The organism is Peribacillus sp. Aquil_B1, assembly GCF_022603275.1.
Classification (GTDB): Bacteria; Bacillota; Bacilli; order Bacillales; family DSM-1321; genus Peribacillus.
On sequence record NZ_JAKXEE010000004.1, the window covers coordinates 473882 to 490941 of the forward strand.

Genomic DNA, 17060 nt, shown 5'->3' on the forward strand with positions numbered 1-17060 from the left:
TCTGTTTTTTCAATTCCTTTTTCAAATTTTTCATCGTACAAGAGACATATATAAATCAGAATCTCGAATATACCTCGTTTGAATATTTCTAATAAGGCCCTTCCAAAAATTATTTGATATTCTTCAAACATAATCAATTTTATTATACATAATAATAAACTAAATAAACTTTTGTTTTAGATATAGCAAACAAAGTAATATAATGTTTGTTAATTAACAGTGGTAGAGTGTGGGGGTTTAAAATGTAAATTCCACCTGTCCTATGTTTATCATAAACGTAGGAAATCACTAAAAGTCCCGAAGAAATCGGGACTAAAACGAAAAATAAGGAGAAATGATATGAATAAGGATGAATATAAGTATAAATCGATTATCACTGTTGAAAATTACGACAAAGTAGATGGTAAGGCTGCCTATCGTAAAGAAATCGATTCGTTAAGCATAGGTATGCTACAGGGGAAATCTCCCAGAACAGGGGATATCGTTGGGAAAATTGTAATGACTGATGATTCTGCTCAAGAAATTGAGCTATCTGCCACTAGAATTTTAGACTTAGCCATCCTTGTATTAAAGACCAACTTATACTTTAGAGATGCTTATAAATTTGAAAAACTGTATGATCCTGAAAATCCAATCGTTACTGCTTTAGGATTCCAGGGAAATAAGATGCAATTAGAAATTGACACAAAAAATGAGAATTTAGATAAAGATATTCAATATTTTTATGATATGTTGCAATCGGATGGCGAAATTTTGGGAGAAAGATTTAGAATCATCAACGATATTATGAAAGATATGGGATATCGGTAAGGGGAATTATAAAATGATAAGAGGATTTGTCGTTTCAGATGGCAGGGAATTTACTGAAGAAGAAAAACAAATGATTTGGAAAAAGCCTCCTAGTCATCAAGAAAGTGTGGAGGAAGTACGTGTTGCCAATACAATCAAAAGGAATTGGCATAATGGAGAACTGCGAGTCATCAATGTACTGCTAGAGGGGGATGCTGGCTCAGGTAAAACACAACTTGCCAAAGCTCTCTCTCATGATCTTCAATTGCCATATACGAAAATTACCTGTTTTGCCGACATGGATAAATCAGATGTTTTCGGCTCACTTTTGCCTGTAATGGAAGAAGCACAAGTGGATGATAAAAAAATAGTTCAGTTTTTTGAACATAATAGCACGACGCAGCAGCTTTTAGAAAATTTGTCTTCCTATCTACAGTTAAATATGGCAGAAACGAAAGAATACTTGGCAAAACTTGAAAAAAAAATCAAAGACACCGGTAAGAATGTAACGTATAAGTATTATCCATCAGAAATCGTTCGTGCCCTACAAGCAGGCTACTTGCTAGAGATACAAGAACCTACTGTCATTAGAGATGCATCGGTTTTGGTTGCATTGAATTCCGCTCTTGAAATGGATGGTATTTTAAATACTCCAACTGGAATGATCAAAAGGCACCATGATGCTGTAGTAGTTATAACAACCAATAGAAATTATCAGGGGAATAGACCTCTTAATGAATCATTACGTGATCGAGTTCAACACACGGAACGAATGAATCTTCCTTCTAAGGAAGTGATGGTCAAACGGGCTTTCAGCAAAGTTGGTTTTGCAGATGAAGAGCTATTAGCAATGATGGCTGAAATCATTATTTTATTAGATGCTACTTCAAAAGCTAATGGAATCAAAGGTGTAGCAGGAATGAGAAGTTATTTCTATTGGGTGAATGCAGTGCATCAAGGAGAAAATATTTTTGATTCTATTTATCAAAAAGTTATCTATAAAATCACTACCGATGAAACAGAGATTAGAATACTAGAAAAAGAATTAGAAAGCAGTCAATTATTGGAACGTATTCAATCTTATTTACTGAATCAAAAGAATCCAATGAATAAACCCAAAGCTCCTTTAGGGTCACCAATGGTAGATAAATATGAGGAACAACAAGGTGGCGAGGAGGACCTTCAAAAAGATACATCTTCCTTTGATTTTCCAAAAAAAGAGGAGAAAAACCAAAATAGTGATTCCGCTCTGCCTCAACAAGAAAAAGGGAAACCGCTAGAAATTTTTTCTGAAAGGAGATCAAAGGACATTGAAATCGATAGTAATAAAGGAAAAGAGCATGAGGAATCTCAAACAGGCATTTCTCAGCAACAAGTAAAACAGTTGCCGGAAATACTGGAGAAGCAGGAAGCTGATAAGAAAAAAGAGTTGAATAAAGAAGCTCGAACGCTTATGAAAAACACGATTCATCAAAAAGAAGGGATCATTATCCACCGCCCTCATGCAACGAAGGAAAGTATAAGTGAAGCAGAAAGTATTAAAAAGGAAATAACACCTCTTGTAGAGAGTATGGCAAGAAAAATTCTTGCTGTATTAGAAAAAGAAGAGTCAGTAACATACACTCAAGGGAAGTTATATGGTACTCGATTTAATGCTTCTAAAATTGTGATAGGAGATTATCGTTACTTTGATAAAAAAAATCCTCCAACTGAAAATCCCTCTCTAGCTGTAGCAATACGTATAGATGAATCTGGTTCCATGGTTCGGGCTCAACGAATGGAGAGTGCCAAAAAAGCAATAATCGCTTTAACAGAGTTTTGTAGAATGTTACATGTTCCTTTGATGATTTATGGAGACACTGCAGATATTAGTCAAAGGGAAATGACTTCACTATACTCGTACAAAGAGTTTGATGATGGGTACGAAGGGGTTATAGGAAAAATTGCGACAATGAAGCCTCGCCAAAATAATCGTGATGGTGTGAATTTACGAATATTGGCAGAAAAATTATCGAAACAAATCGCTTCTACCAAGCTATTGATAAATATTAGTGATGGACAACCAAAAGCCATGCCTAATTATTCAGGAGATGCAGCGAGGGTGGATATCCAATCAGTTATTAGTGAATATGAAAGAAAAGACGTGCTATTCCTGTCCGTTGCTATTGGAGAAGATAAAGAAAAGATTGCGGAATTACACGGAAGAGAGAGATTTCTCGATATGACAGACCTTAAATCGTTTCCTCAAAAATTAGTGGAAACAATCAGTCGCTTTTTATAGGAGGGATTTGAAAATGGATGAAAAACGCAAAAAGGCACTGATACGGTATCAATAAAGATTTTTCCGTTTGTATAACCCCGTCCTATATATAGGACGGGGTTATACTTGTTTGAGGTAAAATTAAATAACTCTATTGTTTGTTTACAATTTTCTCGGTATTGTAAACGAGAAATAGGCCTTTTCTTCAATATGCCAGTCAGTGGTCGGTGAATTCCATGATAAATTATAGTCTAACCTTAACTTCAGTGCCGTCCTTAGCTTTGACATCTACTAGCACGATCCCCTTATAATTTTTCAGTTCCTTGACGATAGGCTTTAGCGTTTTTTTGTCTATTAGTGGAAAGGTAAAGTCCAGTTTTTTTCTTTCGAAGTGTTCTTTTGTCCATTTGTTTGCATTTTGCCGAATAAATTTTGAAGATAAAATGGAAATAACAATGTTTAAAATGGCATATGGAATTGGAATGGTAAACCGGACGTCTTTCGCTTTCACTTTTACATGCATCATAAGCAATTACTAATCAATGATGACCGAAACGGTATCCCCGTTTGCCGATTTAATATCAACAATTTGGCCATCTAATTCGTTTTCGATTGCTTCAATAATAAGGCTTATGTCTATATCTTTAACGTATTTTTCCGATTGAGGAATACTCGATGCGATGCTGTGTCCAGCCACTAATACTGCCTTGACAAGTTTTATTGGCAAATTGACCGTGACGTTATCATTTTCGGCTGATACAACACGAACTTTTAAGGTTTTATCTAAATAGTTAGTCGGTTTTTCATGAAGCTTATTACCTGTTTCTTCTTTCTCTTTTAATATTTGAATCAGTTCTGATCCCTTATCTGCATCAATCTTCCCTTCTTGAACCATTGTTAACACTCTTGTAATTTCCTCTTTCATATGATAAATCCCTCCCTATTCCTCTTTTAAGAGCTTAATGGCCTCTTCTGGTGTGATTTCGCCATTTTCCAACATGGTGACAACTTTTTTCTCGTCTACTTCATTTTTCTTCTTCTGCACAAATCCAAGGGATGAAATGATGTCTGTTAGCTTGCCTCGAACCGTTGGATACGAAATCCCCAGTTCCTTTTCAACTTCTTTGATATTCCCTCTGCATGTTAAAAATACTTCCACAAAATGAAGCTGATCATTGGATAAGGATGCCAGCTTAGATAATTCAAACTCATTTTCAATCGTAGTGTGACAATGAGAGCACTGCAACTTTGTAATTTTCAATGTTTTACTGCAGACAGGACAATTTGTGATTACTTTATAAGCCATAATGAAATTCCTTCCTTTTAGTTGATTCGATTATATAACAAGTGATTAAAAAAATGATTAATAAAATTTAATTTTTTTAATAAAAAAATCAATAATATTAATTTTTTGTTTAACATTATTGATTATTCTTTTTTAATCATTCAAGGATTCCGACTATGATGATTCAGCGGTCGTCGGCATGGTTGTATTATTTAATGATTTAGAACTTGAAAATTATTAAGCTTACGGGTTGATTAATCTCCGATTATGCAGTTATTTGAGGACCCAGTCTTTATTAGGAATACCTTCTTCATTTAAACTCCTCTGGGTCCACCAAAACAAGGGTAATTAGGAGTTTGAGATTTTCAAGTATTGTACTATGATAAATTTAAATCATTTGAGTTTGGAAGGGTATGGTAAAGTGATCATACTCTTACAGAATTATCTAAGGAGTGGTGCGGCAGCCTTTTTTGTGGAGCTAAAGGGGCAGGTTAGCTCCACAAAGGAAGTAATGAATAGCTTATCAAATAAAGCCTCAGACCTTCTTACCAAGCTAATTTTAAAATTGCGGATAGTAAGACAGGGTTCTTTGATTTAAAGAATAGTGTATTAGAAACGGACCAATATTAAAAAGGGACTCTAATAGCTTAGAATCCCTTTCGTTATGTTTATTTAACAGTTATTTTCCTCTTCACTACTGTTTTGTTTTTTGATTTATCAGTAACAGTGTAAGTTAATGTATAAGTACCTTTTTTCTTTGTATTAACAGAACCTGTTACGTTAATCTTATTTGTTAAATTGCCATCCAGATTGTCTTTTGCTGTTACACCTTTTTTGGAACTGAATGATGAATGTAATTCAATCGTTTTACTCTTAGCTCCTGAAATCACTGGTTTGGTGTTGTCGATCGTGATCTTTCTTGTAATCGTTGTTACGTTCTTTGAATTATCAGTAACGGTGTACTTCAATGTATAAGTACCCTTTTTCTTTGTATTAACGGTTCCGCTTACTTTAATTTTACTAGTCAAACTGCCGTCAACATTATCCTTCGCAGTCACACTTGTTTTTGGATTAAATGAAGAATTTAGTCGAACAGTTTTATTAGTGGCACCTAATATCACAGGTTTAACATTGTCATAAACAGTTATTTTTCTTGTGATTTTTGCTCCATTTCCTGACTTGTCTGCTACAGCGTAAGATAAATCATAAGTGCCTATTTTCTTTGTATTAACCGTACCAGTCACTTTTATAGCACTTGTTAAATCACTGTCAACATTATCCTTCGCAGTCACACTTGTTTTAGCATTAAAAGTTGAGTTGATAGGAATGGATTTCTTTGTTGCACCTGAAATCACAGGTGCCGTTTTATCTTTGACCGTTTTCGAAGGAAGGGAGAGTGACTTCCCGTTTTCCTTTAATACCACTTGAACGATGGAATTTGCTTTTTGTTTACCGATATTTAATTTAAACATCGAGTCATTATTAAGCGTGAATTTCCCAATACTTTTCTTCGAGTTTGTTTTTATTTCTCCAGTTGTAGTCAATCCGTTAGAACTCAAACTTTTCTTCATCGAATTATTTGGAATGGGATTCGATTCCAAGAGATAGACTTCGGCCTCGTTCCCAAATGAACTTTGTCCAGTAATATAAGCATTGTTGTCTGAGAGTTCTTCAATATAGACTTCCTCTACAGAAGTATAACTATAATCATATTGATCCGTATTTGGCATTCTTGTTTCCACTTTTATTATTGTGTCAGGATCTAGTCCATTAACAGGTACGGCAAATCTTCCATTTTCATTAGTCGTACTTTCACCTAACTTGGTATTTTGTTCATCCAAAATGGTAATTAGACTATTTGCGGTTGCAGTTCCAGTTACTTCTTTTGAAATCTGTGAAACTGGGTCAATTTCTGGTTTCGGCGACGTTGTTAATCTTAAAGTTTCGACACTAATCACATTTTCAAATTCTTCTTCATATAAAGTTAATGGTTTCAAATCTTTTAATGTTGTATTTTCATCGAAAGATTGTTTAATTACTCCCGTTGCTCCAGTTGGAAGAACATCCTTGTTTTTATTAAATAGACCACTATATTTTAGATTCGGCGGAAGATAAACGCTGATTGAATCTGACCATGTCGTAATTTTTGAAGTGGAAATAGGGTAGTCAACCATAAACCAATCATATATGTCATAGGATGTCGCCAATAATTCATAGGTTTTTATTACCTTTCCTTTTGAAACCCTTATCTTTACAAAATCTCCTAAATGTATTTCGGGACATTCAAGGGAACTATAACTCCCTCCTGCTAAAACATTTTTTACGATCTTTTCATCGACTATAACCTCAATTTTTGAACCTTGACTCGCTTTATAGTAAATTCCAGTCATAGGTCTTTTGGTCGGTGTTTGTCCAATTTCGCCTTGATCATCAATCATCATTTTACTGCCAAAAGAAATTGAAAAGTAAGCTTCAAGCGATGCTTTTAATACAAATACTTCATCAGAATCGATTAAGTTTCCATTGGGATCATACGTATTAATCGTAAAAGTGGTATTTGCTTGATGCTTTCCTACATATATTTTAAAAATTCCATCTTTATTCGATACTGCACTGAAAACTCCGTATCTCTCATCGTAGTAGTTTTTGCCCGCATATTTCACTCGTGTGTTTGGTGTAGTCATACCAGAAACTACTTCGTCAGCAGAGTAAAAATGATTTACCTTTGTCACATCATCTTGAGCAGAAACTTTCCATGTAGAAAAATTGAATGTGCTAAGAAATAGAAGTACTGACAAGAATAAAATAATAAAATTCCTTGTATTTTTCATAAATCCCCCAAAATATTTATTTTTTCATTACCTTTTTTAGTATAGTTTATTTTTTTTATAAAGTTGGATTTTTTTCTCAAAATAACCTAGTTTTATAATCTTTTATATCATTTCTTGCTTAAACATCCTGCCCCTTTAGCTGCTTAAGAAAAAGAAAACCGCAGCACTCCTTATTACTGAGGTAAAGAAATTTAGTCATTATGTTATGAATAACAGTTATTAGTGAAAGGATCTTGGCAATCAATAGGGGGGATGTGTTGGTTGCTTTAATCCTAGTATTCAAACTATCGTAAACATAGGTGTTACTAAACTTATATCATCACTAAAATAGTTGATGATGTTATATAACTAACGGATGTGCTTTAGCTGATTATCGGGGCTGTCTTTATGGCAGCTTTTTCTATGCAACTGTCGGTGTATATTAGCTGAAGAGTGCTGACATAGAGGTATTGTCCTATTTACATAGAATATTTTAAGAGAATAGCATGTGAATAAATGGGGGACATATATGGACATTTGTTTTATTGGTGGTGGAAATCACATGGATAATGAATTAGGTGTGGTGTTCCTGGAACTTTCAAAAATGATTAAACGTGATGCTAAGCTTTTAATCATTCCTTTTGCAACCGACAATTCCAGGTATGAAAGTTGGATGGCAAGTATCAAAAAAGTCTTTTCAATCATGGATAATATAAGCGTTGATTTATTAGACGAAGATCTTTCAGACGAAGAAATGAAAAAGTCTATAAAAGAACATGATATTCTTTACTTTATTGGTGGAAAGCCAGAAAGGTTAATCCATGTTATAGAAGAAAAAGGACTTGTTTCAATTATCAAAGACTTTCAAGGTTTAATCATCGGATATAGTGCGGGTTCATTGGCCTTCTGTAATGATTGCATAATAACAAAAGATAAAGACTATCCAGAAACGGTAGTGATCAACGGCTTAGGATTAGTTGGGTTTAGCGTTGAGGTCCATTATGATGAAAGTATAGATGGAGAATTATTTCCCCTATCAAATGAACGAAAGATATATGCAATACCAAATGGAAGTGCGATTTTCTCCAAGAACGGGGAACTATTTAAAGTTGCAAATGATATCTATTCCTTTCAAAATATGAAAAAGGAAATAGTGAATTCCAAAGTCATAAAGATCTAGCATAAGATGCGGCTGCATTTTTCCTATTTCAGAAGCAAGGTCGCCGGGCGCTAAAAGGATAGCGAAAAGGAGAACGCAATGAATATAAATTTAATGATTTTCATTACAACAATAAAAGAACGAGAAAAGAATAGGCTAATGATGAAAACATTTGAATCTGATATTCGTCCTGTTAAAGGGGATATAATCGATGATCCTGGGTTCGATCCAGGTTTTCATAATGGATATGAAGTTGTAAAAGTTACCATAAATTATGCTTCGAATGAATGTTTTGTATCACTTCACCCGCTTGCGATCGAAATTGAGGAAACCAGGATGGAAACGTATTTGGAGAAACTGGAAGCACATGGTTGGCGTGCTGTCTCAAAAGAAGAATTGAAAAGTATGTAAAAATGACGTAAGGAGTATGTAAATGGAAAAATACTCAACAACCACTTTAAAAATGATAAGAAATTTTGATGTAGTGCCTGAAATGGTTTTTGATGCATGGTTGACCCCTGAGATGATGAGAAAATGGCTTTTTACATTGGAAGGGACAAATAAGGTGGCACAAAATGATCCTCAAGTGGGAGGCACTTGGGAAATTATTGATCATCGCGATGGAAAAGATTATCGGGCGATAGGGGAGTACCTTGAAATGGACCCTCCCAATAAATTAGTGTTCACTTTTAAAATGCCTCAATTCAGTGAATCAGTAGATACAATTATAATTGAACTGAAAAAACTTCAAAAGGGCTGTGAAATGACATTTTCACAAAAAATCATCGTTCCTCATGAAGAAAATTGGACAGAATCCGATATCGAAAAAGCTCTTGGGGAGTTTCACGATGGATCTGAACATGGCTGGAACTTAATGTTTATGGGTCTGAAGGAATTGGTTGAAACTGGACAAGTCAGCTATAAAGGCTAATAGTCGTTAGCCTATGAAAAGCTCTCCAAATTAACTGGAGGGCTTTTTCGGTATTTATATATATTTGACAATTCCCTTTGGATTGGTAATATTTACTTTATTATTTAATATAAGGCGGTTAAATTATGGATGGGAAAATCATTTACGACGAGTTTAATAAACTGATAGAAAGTGGGCGATATCGCAAATTGGTCATTTTATTATGACTAACTTTATGTACATATTTTGTTTATTAGTATGGGGACTTAATTTTATTGCCGTTAAAATTCAAGGTACACCTGTGAGTTTAGAATTATCTTTAACATATCGTTTAGGTTTGACTGCAATCCTATTTTTCATTTTATTGTGCATTCTTAGACCTAAAGGAAAACCAAAGAAAAAGGATGTTCCATTTATCATTGTGTTTGGAATTTGTAATTTTGCTTTAAGCTATTTATGCCTTTATTACGCCACTATCTTAAGTTCAGCGGCAATGGTTACTTTAATATTTTCATTGAAAGTCATTTTAACACCCATTGCCCTTCGTGTTTTTTTGAAGGAACCATTACATTCACGTATCTTAATTGGTGGGATAATTGGTGTGCTGGCTGTTTGTATTGTTATTTATCCGAGTTTAAATAATATTCATGGATTCAATGATATAAAGGGTATCATGATGGCTGTTCTTGGTACCATCCTTACTGCATTGGGTGATGCAAGCTCGGCTAGAAATGCCAGGAAGAAAGTGAACCCAATCTATGCTAATGTACTTGGATTTACAGCAGGAGGAATTCTTTTAGCGGCAATTGTGTTCATTCAAGGACAAGCAGTCACTTTACCGACATCTATTACATATTTATCTGCTTTGTTTTATTTAACTATATTCGCTTCCTTTGGAGCTTGGCTATTCTACCTCAAGCTCGTTGAAAAAATAGGTGGGGCGAAAAGTGGATACATGGTCGCCCTTTTTCCGGCAATTGGAGGTATAGCTTCAGTAATGATTGGCGAATCAGATCCATCCATTTTCTTGGGAGCTGGCTGTCTTTTCAGTTGTTTAGGTGCCGCTATTGCATTAGGCTTTGGCATGAATATTGGTAAAAGTAATTTGAAAGAAGAAATTTAATTCGATTTTCAGAGAGGGATGGGACAATGGAAAGTAAATGGCCAAATGATATGAAAGTAGCGCAAATGCGGATTGCACGTCCTACTGATCAACTAAAAAAGGTTGTAAACTTCTATTGTGAAGGATTAGGTTTGAAAAAGATCGGTTCTTTTGAAGGGCACGAGGGATATGACGGTATCATGATCGGGCTTCCTGATTCCAGCTATCATCTGGAGTTTACCCAACATAAAGATGGCAGTCCATGTCCTGCCCCATCAAAAGATAATCTGCTTGTCTTTTATATTCATGAACGTAAAACCATTGAGGAAATCACGAATAGGTTGAAAGGTATGGGTTATGAACAGGTTACTCCGGAAAATCCATACTGGGAAAAATCAGGTGTTACGATTGAAGATCCGGATGGTTGGAGAATTGTATTGATGAATACTACCGGCATTGGAAATTAAATTTCAAAATGACCGAAAAGCATCATGCTTTTCGGTCATTTCGGGTTTTTTATGAGGACATCGTGATTCCGCCATTGATGTGAATGCACTGTCCTGTAATATAAGCACCTTCATCAGATGCTAGCAGCACGTAGGCACCAGCATGATCTGCCGGCTGCCCAGGACGGCCAAGAGGTGCTTCGGTACCAAATTCGGCAACGGATTGTTCGTCGAACGTCGCCGGGATGAGCGGAGTCCATATCGGGCCTGGTGCCACCATATTGACCCGTATCCCTTTTTTTGCGACATTCTGTGCAAGGCTGCGTGTGAATCCGACGATTGCTCCTTTTGTCGCTGTATAATCCATCAAAGTTGCATGTCCTCTGTAAGGATTGATCGATGTTGTGTTGATGACCGAATTGCCTTGTTTCATATGAGGGACCGCGTGCTTGCTCATGTAAAATACTGAATAAATATTGGTGCGGAACGTTTTGTCCCATTGCTCGTCCGTGATATCCTCAATGTTTTCCGTCGGGAATTGCACTGCAGCATTATTGACGAGGATGTCCAGCCTTCCGAACTCATCCAACGTTTTCGTAATCAATTCCTTACAATTCGCCTCCACGGAAACGTCACTTGGAAGCAAGAGGCAGCGAACGCCTTCCGTTTCAATCAGCTGCTTTGTTTCTTCGGCATCACCGTGCTCATCTAAATAATTCACAACCACATGGGCGCCTTCTTTTGCATAAGCAATGGCTACCGCACGTCCGATGCCGCTATCTCCGCCTGTAATCAAGGCAACGCGGTCCTTTAGCTTACCGCTCCCTATGTAATCCTTTGGCTGAATCGGAAGAGGTGTCATCTCAGATTCAATACCAGGCTGTCTGTCCTGTGTTTGTCCGGGCTGTCCATTTTTTTGCTGTTCATATATATTCAAAGAAATCTCCTCCTCTTAAACTATTGATCTAGTCATACTTTAGCCGTTAAAAAGTACGGTTAAACATCGTCATGCCTGCTGATTCCATCTGCAAACGATTACAAAAATATAGTAAAGAAGGACTTACGGTGTTCAAAGTTGAATTGAATTTTAATAAAACTTTCAGGGGTGTTAATGTGAATTCGACAGAATCAATACAAGAATTGACCAAAAAAGAACAATGGTTAGAAGCCTTTCCAATCATGAATCAGTTACGTACTGACTTAACTCAAAAAACATATCTGGAGTTACTTGAAGAAATGAGGAAGGACGGGTACTGTTTGTTTGCTTTATATAAAGATAACCAGGTTGTATCTTTGGCTGGTTTAAGCTGGAGAGTGAACTTTTATAATAAACGCCACGTGTTTATTTATGACCTGGTAACAGATTCTGCACACCGCTCATTTGGATATGGAGAGAAGTTATTAAGTTATATACATAACTGGGCAAAAGAAAACGGAGCTGCATATGTGGCATTGGAATCTGGGATCCAGCGAAATGAAGCACACCGTTTCTATGAAGAGAAATTAGATTTTGATAAATGGTGCTATTCATTTAGAAAAACGCTATGAGTAAGAATAGCGACGTGAAAGAGCTGAGTATTCAGCTTTTTTTTGTGCCATTGAGGAGTAAATGGAGTGAATGTAATACACATTGTCTACTATGTGTATTGGATTATAAATATTTTTAGTAACTAAAATTCACGAGTAAAAGCGTGAAACTCACGAGTAAATCGGCAAAATTCACGAGTAAATCGTTGAAACTCACGAGTGAATCGGCAAAATTCACGAGTAAAACGCTGAAACTTACGAGTAAACGCCGATTCACGAGTAAAAGCGTGAAACTTACGAGTAAATCGGCAAAACTCACGAGTAAATCGTTGAAACTCACGAGTAAATCGGCAGAATTCACGAGTAAAACGCTGAAACTCACGAATAAACGCCGATTCACGAGTAAAAGCGTGAAACTTACGAGTAAATAGGCAAAATTCACGAGTAAATCGTTGAAACTTACGAGTAAATCGGCAAAATTCACCAGTAAATCACTAAAACTCACTAGAATAAGCCCCAAACTCACAGCAAATGCTCCAAAACCTACGAGATTCAACAACTTATAGAAATTGGCACGTTTATTGCAAGTATAATAACGAATCCAATTCCTTTGAAAAAATATATAGAACTACTCATCTTACTAACGAGAATATCCTTTTGCTGCAGAATTTGAACAAAAGTCCTTATTTTGATGTTGAATGCCTAAAGAATTTGATGATACGAAAGAGGAGGGAAATGATGATAGCAGGAGTAAATGTCGGGGATATTATTTTTCAATTATTAACCATGGGAGTGCCGGTATTTTTTATAATAATTCTATTCGTATTTTGGCGTTCATCCAAAATTAAAAAAGAACAATTTAACCGCATTGAGGAAAAGTTCAGCTCGATGCAAAAAGGGAGTTCTAATTGATGAGCTAGTGTGTAGATTCGAGGGATGGATTCGCCCAGATGAAAGATGGCGAAGGTGCAGAAGGGACACAATGAATAATTTTCTACATAGAAGCCAGCTAGATAGTTAATTAAGCTTCAGGTTGCTGTTGCAGCCTTTTCTATACGGAAAATCGTACATACCAGTTGAAAAGTGAGGAGTTCGATGAAGTGTTGGAAATGCTAGTTTGTTTTTTTGTTTTTATAACGGGAGTCGTGTTTCTATATTTTGGTTTGTTTCAATACAATTGGCTGTATAAAGGTGTAAAGGAGATTGAAGAAGACAATCATTTTCCTTTCATAAGCAGTTATTGGTTCTGGCGGATTTTGTTTATCGTAATCAGTTTATTCATCATTTTTACGACAATAAATTCATTCTTTCGCTAAAAAAACCAAATTTTCGTAATGATTTATTTAGCCTTGGACATACTTAATTAAGATATCAAAAAGTAACATTTCATTAAGGAGGAAACCCAATGGCTAACGAAAATATACAAATGAAAATGGAACATATTTGGCAGGAAACATGTGGATCATGGGAAAATTGTACGGAAACCACAATTCAGTCATTCTTGGCAAAATCCGAAGAAAGCAATATAGATCCGCAATATTGCATGAGCTGGGTGGAACAACATAAAGCCCAAATACCTGAATGGGATGCCGTATCAAAAGTATCGCTTGACTGGGTTAATCAACATACATCAACGGGGTCACCCATTTCAATCAAGGAAGATTATTAAAAGTTATACTTTTGCTGCTTATGAATGTTTCGAACTCTACTATGTTTAAGAGGTGAAGATAGTTGTCAAATAATGAGGAACAAAACGGTAAATCAAATCGTCGAGATCCAGATTTCAGAGTTAATGCTTGGGATGAAATGAATGGTGAAGATAAATTTGTACAATCAGCCATCCAAGAGGAATTCAATAATCCTGTAATCGAAGAAACAATTTTGAAGTTCAATAAAATAGCGAATGAAGAAGAAAAGGAAACTTGATTTTCGGACGCGCCCTATAGGGCGTTTTTTTTTTGAAAAGGTAGAAGGAGCCATAAATAAATTATTATGCAAAAGCTTTACCTTTTAAATTTATAAAAAACAATAATATACAAATAAAGGGAAAAGGCATCTTGGTATCGTATAAAGCATAGTATAAATCGTTTTTATTAATAAAGTTGGTAATGGGAGTGAGAATCATGGAAGCAGCGGTAGAACGAATTTTTTCTAATGAATTGGTGAAATTGGCGGGGGATTTTTTTCAAGTGAATGCGGGGAATCCGGTTAAACTTGGAGATGCAGAGAACTACGTATTTGAGGTTTACAGGGATGGAACGCCATACATCTTAAGAATGACACATCAATCACATCGTACAAAGGATCAAGTGCTTGCTGAGTTGAAGTGGATTGAGCATTTACAGAATAATGGAAGTGAAATTCCTAAAGTTCTCTCTTCGAAAGAAAAGAACTTAGTTGAAGTTGTAAGGGGCTCGGATGGTACGGAATTTTCTTGTTGCCTGTTTGAAAAAGCTCCTGGTGTCAGGATGAAAGTCACCGATGAAAACTTCGACGGACCTTTATTTTTTGAATGGGGAAGAACCATTGGCCAAATGCACAAACAAACTAAAAGTTATAAGCCAGAAGCGGAATATAAAAGGCTGGATTGGCATGAAGAAGAATTATTGAATGTCCAGCTCTATCAATCCGATGTACCGGAGCAAGTGATTCACCAACAAGAAGTAATCACGAGGAAGTTAAACGCCCTTCCCGTTCATCAAGATAATTTTGGCTTGATTCATTCTGATATACATAACGGCAACTTTCATTATCATGAGGGGAAGATTCATGTTTTTGACTTTGATGACTGTTCTTATCACTGGTTTGCCAGCGATTTGGCGATTCCTCTGTACTATCTGATGTGGAGTTTGGAACGTGAAGGGATAAAAGGGCTCGATGAATATGCTGCCAAGTTCATGAGGGAATTCATAAAAGGGTATGAGACGGAAAATATCCTGGCACCTGTGGAATACGAAGCGATTCCTCTATTCTTAAAGCTAAGGGATTTAACGTTATATAACTTTTTTCATAAAAAGTACGATTTGAAGAATGCGGATGGTCCATTATTCAAAACGGTTCAAAACATCGAACAAAGAATCATCGAAGGCCGTCCTATTGTTCACTTCGACCCGAACATGGTTCATTAAGGGGGGATATCAGTAATGACAAATCACATGATCCGGACGGGTGGATTGGAAGATGCGGAAGCCGTTTTGGATGTACAGAATTCCGTCATTTCCGAAGGCGAATATTTTATTGCCGTATCGGAGGAGTTCAATAAAACACCTGAACAGCAACGAGATTGGATACGACGGTTATTGGAAAATGAACGGGAAACCATCATCGTGGCCGAAATGAATGATGAAGTGGTTGGATGGATAGCCTTTCAATCGGACAATAGGAAGAGAATGTCCCATAAGGGCTCATTTGGGGTGATGATCAGAAAAAGTTTCAGAGGGATGGGAATTGGAAAAGAGCTTATTGAAGCGTTATTGGATTGGGCAGAAGCCCATCCGGTGATTGAAAAGGTGAGTTTAGGAGTTTTTTCAACAAATCATCGGGCAATATCATTGTATAAAAGGATGGGGTTTATTGAAGAGGGCCGTAAAATAAAGGAATTCAAGATGAGTGAAAATGAATACGTTGATGATATTATCATGTACAAAATGGTTTGATCAGACCGAAAGAGCATGAATGGATTCAATACATGCTCTTTCGGTTTGGTTATGTATCTATTTTTATAGTAAAACGATATTTATGTCATGCATCATTTAATGACTCTTACCTTCACTTGCTTTCTTCCCCACGTTAAAGCATCCGCTTCTTTCGCGATGAATACATCGATTCTGTTTCCTTTGATTGCACCGCCCGTGTCTGCAGCGATGGCTTGTCCATAGCCTTCGACTTCAACGATGGAGCCTAGCGGAATCACGTTAGGATCGACTGCTATCAGTTTGGCATCATCATATTTTTCTAAATCCACGCCCATTCTTGTAGTGCCTGAACATCCCTCGCAGCTCGCTGTATATGCTGTACTTGTTACCGTTAGTTCTTTAACGGCTGAGCTTGCCGAACTGGCTCTTTCTTCTAATTTACTGAAGGTCCGTGCACCGGCTATACCGTCAGCTGATAATCCCTTTTGCTTTTGAAAGTTGATAACGGCTTGCTTTGTACCTGATCCATAAATGCCATCGACCGTTGATGAGTAAACATCCCAGGCTTTCAATAGCCTTTGCAGTTCAGCTACCGGCCTTCCCATATCCCCGCTTTTCAGGACCTGTATTTTCTGATTCGTTTGTGTTCCTGCTATTCCATCGGCTTTCAGCCCTGATTTTTCCTGAAACTTCTTTACGGATTCTTTTGTAATCGGTCCGTAGTAACCTGTCGCTTCATGATAGGGAAAAACCCCTTTTGTCAGTAATAATTCTTGTAATTGTTTAACATCACTATTACTCATCCCAAATGAAAGTGTGCGATCCAAAGTAGCGGCTTCGCCTTTAGTTGGCATGCAAACTCCTAGAATGAATACAGAAGCCGTTAGGATCGTTAATAATATTTTCTTCATGTTTATCCTCCTCGTTGTTTCCTGCATTAAACCATTCGTTAAACTATCACCCTTTTAGGCGCAGTTAAGGAAAAACACCGCGAAGGCACTAAGTAATTGTTAAAACATGTAACATATAAAAAAGAAATGAGGCGGACATCGGGTTACCATATCCTTAGTGATTAACTAATTATGGAAAAATCAAGCTTTCTAGGAATGAACGGTACCGTTTGGTTGAACAGGGGCA

Annotated in this window: 20 protein-coding genes; 13 read left to right on the forward strand and 7 right to left on the reverse strand. The window is 36.4% G+C overall.

From position 1 onward, the window contains the following. Nucleotides 1-339: 339 nt before the first annotated feature. Both MPH60_RS23590 and MPH60_RS23595 read left to right on the forward strand, forming a co-directional pair. Complete coding sequence (locus MPH60_RS23590) at nucleotides 340-810, forward strand: DUF6530 family protein (protein WP_241594055.1); 471 nt, start codon at nucleotides 340-342, stop codon at nucleotides 808-810. Between the two features lie 13 nt (nucleotides 811-823). Then, nucleotides 824-3070 carry an AAA family ATPase gene (locus MPH60_RS23595; RefSeq protein ID WP_241594056.1) on the forward strand — a complete coding sequence of 749 codons (2247 nt, stop codon included), beginning with the start codon at nucleotides 824-826 and terminating at the stop codon, nucleotides 3068-3070. Between the two features lie 223 nt (nucleotides 3071-3293). On the opposite strand, the gene MPH60_RS23600 is transcribed toward MPH60_RS23595, so the two are convergent. From MPH60_RS23600 to MPH60_RS23615, 4 genes are all read right to left on the reverse strand, one after another. Then, nucleotides 3294-3575 carry a hypothetical protein gene (locus MPH60_RS23600; protein WP_241594057.1) on the reverse strand — a complete coding sequence of 94 codons (282 nt, stop codon included), beginning with the start codon at nucleotides 3573-3575 and terminating at the stop codon, nucleotides 3294-3296. 9 nt (nucleotides 3576-3584) lie between these two features. Then, nucleotides 3585-3974 (reverse strand): SHOCT-like domain-containing protein, encoded by a 390-nt coding sequence (locus MPH60_RS23605; RefSeq protein ID WP_241594058.1) that lies wholly within the window; start codon nucleotides 3972-3974, stop codon nucleotides 3585-3587. A gap of 15 nt (nucleotides 3975-3989) precedes the next feature. Then, nucleotides 3990-4355: a DUF2089 domain-containing protein gene (locus tag MPH60_RS23610; RefSeq protein WP_241594060.1), complete on the reverse strand. Its 366-nt coding sequence runs from the start codon at nucleotides 4353-4355 to the stop codon at nucleotides 3990-3992. A gap of 647 nt (nucleotides 4356-5002) precedes the next feature. Further along, entirely contained in the window at nucleotides 5003-7165 is a 2163-nt protein-coding gene (locus tag MPH60_RS23615; RefSeq protein ID WP_241594061.1) for an immunoglobulin-like domain-containing protein, read from the reverse strand. 508 nt (nucleotides 7166-7673) lie between these two features. On the opposite strand from MPH60_RS23615, the gene MPH60_RS23620 reads away from it, so the two are divergent. The 5 genes from MPH60_RS23620 to MPH60_RS23640 all read left to right on the forward strand — a co-directional run bounded on the left by MPH60_RS23620 (nucleotide 7674) and on the right by MPH60_RS23640 (nucleotide 10782). After that, nucleotides 7674-8324, forward strand: coding sequence for a Type 1 glutamine amidotransferase-like domain-containing protein (locus MPH60_RS23620; protein WP_272492853.1), 651 nt, complete (start codon nucleotides 7674-7676; stop codon nucleotides 8322-8324). A gap of 78 nt (nucleotides 8325-8402) precedes the next feature. After that, nucleotides 8403-8714 (forward strand): hypothetical protein, encoded by a 312-nt coding sequence (locus MPH60_RS23625; protein ID WP_241594065.1) that lies wholly within the window; start codon nucleotides 8403-8405, stop codon nucleotides 8712-8714. 22 nt (nucleotides 8715-8736) lie between these two features. Beyond that, entirely contained in the window at nucleotides 8737-9234 is a 498-nt protein-coding gene (locus MPH60_RS23630; protein ID WP_241594067.1) for an SRPBCC family protein, read from the forward strand. Between the two features lie 202 nt (nucleotides 9235-9436). Continuing rightward, on the forward strand, nucleotides 9437-10336 hold the full coding sequence (locus MPH60_RS23635; RefSeq protein ID WP_241594069.1) for a DMT family transporter: 900 nt from the start codon (nucleotides 9437-9439) through the stop codon (nucleotides 10334-10336). 26 nt (nucleotides 10337-10362) lie between these two features. Further along, on the forward strand, nucleotides 10363-10782 hold the full coding sequence (locus MPH60_RS23640) for a VOC family protein (RefSeq protein ID WP_241594071.1): 420 nt from the start codon (nucleotides 10363-10365) through the stop codon (nucleotides 10780-10782). Between the two features lie 49 nt (nucleotides 10783-10831). Here the strand turns inward: MPH60_RS23640 and MPH60_RS23645 are convergent, their stop codons facing one another. Beyond that, nucleotides 10832-11698 carry an SDR family oxidoreductase gene (locus tag MPH60_RS23645; RefSeq protein WP_241594072.1) on the reverse strand — a complete coding sequence of 289 codons (867 nt, stop codon included), beginning with the start codon at nucleotides 11696-11698 and terminating at the stop codon, nucleotides 10832-10834. A gap of 176 nt (nucleotides 11699-11874) precedes the next feature. Here MPH60_RS23645 and MPH60_RS23650 point away from each other — a divergent pair, with 176 nt between their 5' ends. Beyond that, nucleotides 11875-12309, forward strand: a complete 435-nt coding sequence (locus MPH60_RS23650) for a GNAT family N-acetyltransferase (protein WP_241594073.1) — start codon at nucleotides 11875-11877, stop codon at nucleotides 12307-12309. Between the two features lie 115 nt (nucleotides 12310-12424). Here MPH60_RS23650 and MPH60_RS23655 read toward each other — a convergent pair whose 3' ends face one another. Beyond that, nucleotides 12425-12814: a hypothetical protein gene (locus MPH60_RS23655; RefSeq protein ID WP_241594074.1), complete on the reverse strand. Its 390-nt coding sequence runs from the start codon at nucleotides 12812-12814 to the stop codon at nucleotides 12425-12427. Between the two features lie 209 nt (nucleotides 12815-13023). Between MPH60_RS23655 and MPH60_RS23660 the strand changes: the two genes are divergently transcribed. The 5 genes from MPH60_RS23660 to MPH60_RS23680 all read left to right on the forward strand — a co-directional run bounded on the left by MPH60_RS23660 (nucleotide 13024) and on the right by MPH60_RS23680 (nucleotide 15944). Beyond that, nucleotides 13024-13200: a hypothetical protein gene (locus MPH60_RS23660; protein ID WP_241615868.1), complete on the forward strand. Its 177-nt coding sequence runs from the start codon at nucleotides 13024-13026 to the stop codon at nucleotides 13198-13200. Nucleotides 13201-13693: 493 nt separating this feature from the next. After that, nucleotides 13694-13957: a hypothetical protein gene (locus tag MPH60_RS23665; RefSeq protein ID WP_241594078.1), complete on the forward strand. Its 264-nt coding sequence runs from the start codon at nucleotides 13694-13696 to the stop codon at nucleotides 13955-13957. Between the two features lie 62 nt (nucleotides 13958-14019). Then, the gene (locus MPH60_RS23670; protein ID WP_241594080.1) at nucleotides 14020-14214 is read left to right on the forward strand and encodes a hypothetical protein; all 195 of its coding nucleotides are present in this window, start codon (nucleotides 14020-14022) and stop codon (nucleotides 14212-14214) included. A gap of 197 nt (nucleotides 14215-14411) precedes the next feature. Beyond that, the gene (locus MPH60_RS23675) at nucleotides 14412-15416 is read left to right on the forward strand and encodes a phosphotransferase enzyme family protein (protein ID WP_241594082.1); all 1005 of its coding nucleotides are present in this window, start codon (nucleotides 14412-14414) and stop codon (nucleotides 15414-15416) included. A gap of 15 nt (nucleotides 15417-15431) precedes the next feature. Beyond that, nucleotides 15432-15944: a GNAT family N-acetyltransferase gene (locus tag MPH60_RS23680; RefSeq protein WP_241594084.1), complete on the forward strand. Its 513-nt coding sequence runs from the start codon at nucleotides 15432-15434 to the stop codon at nucleotides 15942-15944. 92 nt (nucleotides 15945-16036) lie between these two features. Here MPH60_RS23680 and MPH60_RS23685 read toward each other — a convergent pair whose 3' ends face one another. After that, entirely contained in the window at nucleotides 16037-16834 is a 798-nt protein-coding gene (locus MPH60_RS23685; protein WP_241594085.1) for a peptidoglycan-binding protein, read from the reverse strand. Between the last annotated feature and the right edge of the window lie 226 nt (nucleotides 16835-17060).